We start from the raw sequence: 3,182 nt of genomic DNA, 5'->3' as shown, positions 1-3,182 counted from the left end.
CCTCGCCGGCTATGCGCTGTCCAAGCGCCCGCCGGTGGCGCGCTCGGCGCTGCTCTGGCAGCGCTACGGCGAGGTCGCGCCGCCGATCGCGCTTCTGGTGCCGGCCTATAATGAGGAAGTGAATGTGGTGGAGAGCGTCCATTCCATGCTGGCGCTCGAATATCCGAATTTCGAGGTCATCGTCATCAATGACGGCTCGAAGGACCAGACCTTGCAGCGCCTGATCGAGGGTTTCAACCTGGTGAAGTTCCACCGTCCCTACGAGGACGCGCTGGCGCACAAGCCGATCCGCGGCCTCTATTCCTCGCCGATGACCGAGCGGCTGTTCGTGATCGACAAGGAGAATGGCGGCAAGGCGGACGCGCAGAATGCCGGCATCAATGTCTGCCGCGCGCCGCTCTTTTGTGTGATCGACGGCGATTCCATACTCGAGCCCGATGCGCTGATGCGCGCCGCCCAGCCCTTCATCGACGATCCCGAGCGCACCATCGCGGTGGGCGGCACAATCCGCATCGCCAACGGCTCGAAGATCGAGGCCGGCAGGGTGCGCGAGGTGCATCTGCCGCGCCGCCTGCTGCCGCTGTTCCAGGTGGTCGAATATCTGCGCGCCTTCCTGATGGCCAGGCTTGCCTGGAGCAGCGTCAACACGCTGATGCTGGTCTCCGGCGCCTTCGGCATGTTTCGCCGCGCCGAAGTGGTGGCGGTGGGCGGCTTCACCAAGGGCTCGATGGGCGAGGACCTCGACCTCGTGATCAAGCTGCACCGCCACATGCGCGACAAGAAGCGCAAATACCGCGTTCAGTTCATTCCCGAGCCGGTGTGCTGGACCGAGGCGCCGGAAACGCTGAGCGTTCTGGCGCGGCAGCGCACGCGCTGGCAGCGCGGCGCGCTCGAATGCTTCTTCCGCTACCGGGCCATGTTCTTGAACCCGCGCTATGGCCGCGTCGGCTTCCTCGGCTTCGGCCACATCTTCATCGTCGATGTGATGGGGCCGGTGGCGGAGGTGCTGGGCTATATCCTGATCCCCGCCTTCTGGCTGCTCGGCATCCTGTCGGCCGAATATCTCCTGGCCTTCACCTCGCTGATATTCACCTATGGCGTCTGCGTCAGCGTCTGCTCGCTCATCCTGGAGGAGGCCGAACTGCAGCGCTTTCCGCGCGCCAGGGATCTCGCCGTGCTGACGGCGGCCGCCGTGATCGAGAATTTCGGGTACCGCCAGCTCAACAATTTCTGGCGCGTGAAGGGCTGCTGGCAGTTCTTGCGCGGCGACCAGGGCTGGGGCGAGATGACCAGGACCGGCCTCGGCGCCGCCAAGAAGTGAGCCCGGCGGGTGCCGTCAGGCCAGCGTCCGCTCGATCTCCGCGATTAAGGCATCGAGCGCCGCGCGGACATCGCCGCCATCCGCCTGCTCGATGAGCAGCGTTTCCAGCGCTGAGGCCCGCACGCTGATCTCCGCAAAGCCGAAAGTGCCGGCCGCGCCGGCGAGCGAATGCGCGAGCTTGGTCAGGTCGGAGCCGGGCAGCGCCTCGCGCGCCGCCTGCAGCTCGGCGAGCTGAGCGGCGCAGCGGGTGAGGAAACGTTGGCGCAGGGGGGCGAAGGGATCGGTTGAGATGGAGATTCTCCCGAGAATGAGGAGATATTGAAGCAGAAAGCGGGGCGAAGCGGAATGGCGGGTGGGGCTACTTACCGCTCATCTGTCGCGCTTGCTTGGCTGCGTCTCCGGCCCCGCCGGTTACGCTGCGTTTAGCGCCGCCGTATAAGGAAAGGGAATCCGGAGGGCAGCACGCTGATGTTGGACAATTACGAGGTGGACCGATTTGGCGTGATCCACCAAATCGACTTCACGCCGATCAAATACGACAAGCAATATATTTCCTATTACGAGGACCTGAGCGACCGCACCATCAAGCTCGGATATCAGCGGCTTGGCTGGGTGCTGGGATTGACCGGCGCGATTCCCCGCTCGGTGCTGGAAATTGGATACGGCACCGGCACGTTCATCGAAGCCGCGAAGATAACCGGGGTCGCCGATTGCGCCGGCTACGATATCGCCGAGTTCCCGCTGCCCGCGGGGGTCCGCTTTGTCGGTTGGGACGAGGCGCTGGCCAGTTCGTGGGATGTGGTCGCCATGTTCGACGTGCTCGAACACATCCCGGATCTGGGTTTCCTCGACCGCCTGCAGACCCGGCACCTGGCCGTCGCCGTCCCGTACTGCCGCTGGCGCGAGCTCGGCGCCGACGGCGACGCCTGGTTCCGAACCTGGCGTATGCGTCTCCCCAACGAGCATTTGCACCACTTCGACCGCGACTCGCTGGTCGCATTGCTCGCGCACAGCGGCTTCGACTGCGTGACGCTGAACTGCTTCGAGGACGGCATCAGGCTGCGGCCCGGCGAAGCCGGCCCGAACATTCTGTCCGGCTTCTTCAGCAAGCGATAGGCCAGGTTCCATCCGCGCGCGAGGGCAGGGCCGGGCGAGGGGGCCGCGCTCATGCGCGATGGCCTTCAGCTCCGCCAACAGCCCAAGACCGTCGGACCAAAGCAACAAAGGAGCAGTCTGGGCGTTCTGATCAGCCGCTTGCGGAGCAGCCGAAGACATGACCATGCCGCAAATCCTGTCGTTCGCCGTCACCTTCGTGATGATGGCAGCGTTCGTATGGGGTCGCTATCGCTATGATCTCGTCGCTGCCGCGGCACTGTTGCTCGCCCTCGCCGTTGGGATTGTGCCCTTTGACAAAGCCTTCAGCGGGTTCAGCGACGATATCGTGATCATTGTCGGCAGCGCTCTGCTGGTGAGCGCGGGCATAGCGCGATCGGGCATCATGGAACTCGCCATCGCGCGCTTTGCTCCCAAATTGTCGGGAGTTCGCTCGCAACTGGCGCTGCTGGTGATCGTGGTGACGTGCCTGTCTGCCTTCGTCAAGAATATAGGCGCGCTGGCGATCATGATCCCGATCGCCTTTCAGTTCGCGCGCCGGTCCGGCACCTCGCCATCGATATTTCTGATGCCCATGGCGTTCGGGTCATTGCTCGGCGGTCTCATGACGCAGGTGGGCACTTCCCCGAACATCGTTGTCTCCCGGGTGCGAGAGCAGCTGACCGGAACGGCGTTCACAATGTTCGACTTCGCGCCCGTTGGGGCTGCCGTCGCCGCCGCCGGAATGATCTTCCTGCTGTCTTTTTAT

General features: G+C 64.2%; 4 protein-coding genes. 3 read left to right on the top strand and 1 reads right to left on the bottom strand.

Going from position 1 to position 3,182, the window contains the following annotated elements:
* On the top strand, positions 1 to 1,321 hold a 1,321-nt coding region (locus EOA32_RS35465), incomplete at its 5' end, for a glycosyltransferase family 2 protein (protein WP_145971472.1).
* 15 nt (positions 1,322 to 1,336) lie between these two features.
* Here EOA32_RS35465 and EOA32_RS35460 read toward each other — a convergent pair.
* Complete coding sequence (locus tag EOA32_RS35460; protein WP_281015306.1) at positions 1,337 to 1,588, bottom strand: Hpt domain-containing protein; 252 nt, start codon at positions 1,586 to 1,588, stop codon at positions 1,337 to 1,339.
* Between the two features lie 201 nt (positions 1,589 to 1,789).
* Between EOA32_RS35460 and EOA32_RS35455 the strand changes: the two genes are divergently transcribed.
* The gene (locus EOA32_RS35455; RefSeq protein WP_128374170.1) at positions 1,790 to 2,437 is read left to right on the top strand and encodes a class I SAM-dependent methyltransferase; all 648 of its coding nucleotides are present in this window, start codon (positions 1,790 to 1,792) and stop codon (positions 2,435 to 2,437) included.
* Positions 2,438 to 2,594: 157 nt separating this feature from the next.
* On the top strand, positions 2,595 to 3,182 hold a 588-nt coding region (locus tag EOA32_RS35450; RefSeq protein WP_189407649.1), incomplete at its 3' end, for an SLC13 family permease.

Origin of the sequence: Mesorhizobium sp. M1A.F.Ca.ET.072.01.1.1, assembly GCF_004023325.1 — a bacterium.
Taxonomy (GTDB): Bacteria; Pseudomonadota; Alphaproteobacteria; order Rhizobiales; family Rhizobiaceae; genus Mesorhizobium.
The sequence above is the reverse complement of the archived record's forward strand: the minus strand, read 5'-3'. Positions and strand labels throughout refer to the sequence as shown.

What these genes read in the sequence shown, in the direction of transcription:
- EOA32_RS35455 (WP_128374170.1), top strand. Translation starts at nt 1,790, where the DNA reads ATGTTGGACAATTACGAGGTGGACCGATTTGGCGTGATCCACCAAATC.